This window comes from Treponema sp. R8-4-B8 (genome assembly GCF_054786175.1).
The window spans coordinates 1-559 of record NZ_BDHE01000278.1 but is presented as its reverse complement, the minus strand read 5'-3'; the positions used below and the strand labels follow the sequence as shown (position 1 = coordinate 559).

Sequence of the window (559 nt, the reverse complement as noted above, 5' to 3'; positions counted from 1 at the left end):
GGAGCCATTTTCCCCGGCAATAAGGAGAAAGTCCCCGGCCTGAACGGAAAAGTTCAAACCGCAGACTACAATGTGTCCGTCATACCCGAATGAAAGGTTTTGACAGTCTATTAGCATTTATCGCAACGCCTCTCTTAGATTTTCGACATTACCGCGCATTAGGTCAAGATACCCAAGCCCCGCCTCAAAATCTTTTTTTGAAATGTTATGGCAGGCGTGAAGCAGCAGTTTTTTAGCGCCTGTTTCGCCGCTGATTGTATCAGCCATTTTTTCGTTGGAAAGTTCGATGTGGAACACCACCGGGATTTTCTCAGCCTTGATTTTGTTTATCAAAAAAGCGACAGTAGCCGCGCTTGGCTCGGTTTCCGTTGAACAGCCGGGGAATGCGGCAAAGTAAGTCAACCCGTAAGCGTCGGCAAAGTAGCGGAATGGGAAGCGGTCGGCAAAAACGATTGTTTTTCGTTTTGCTCCTGCTATTATGTCATTAAACGCCGCGTCAATCTTTACCAATTCTTTGCAATAAGAAACTGCGTTCTGGCTGTAAAATTCGGCGTTGGCG

At 46.9% G+C, this 559-nt stretch carries 1 protein-coding gene; it reads right to left on the bottom strand.

Annotated features, from left to right (window positions below; genetic code table 11):
- Positions 1-117: 117 nt before the first annotated feature.
- On the bottom strand, positions 118-559 hold a 442-nt coding region (locus ACYVRA_RS08385; RefSeq protein WP_461252271.1), incomplete at its 5' end, for a metal ABC transporter substrate-binding protein.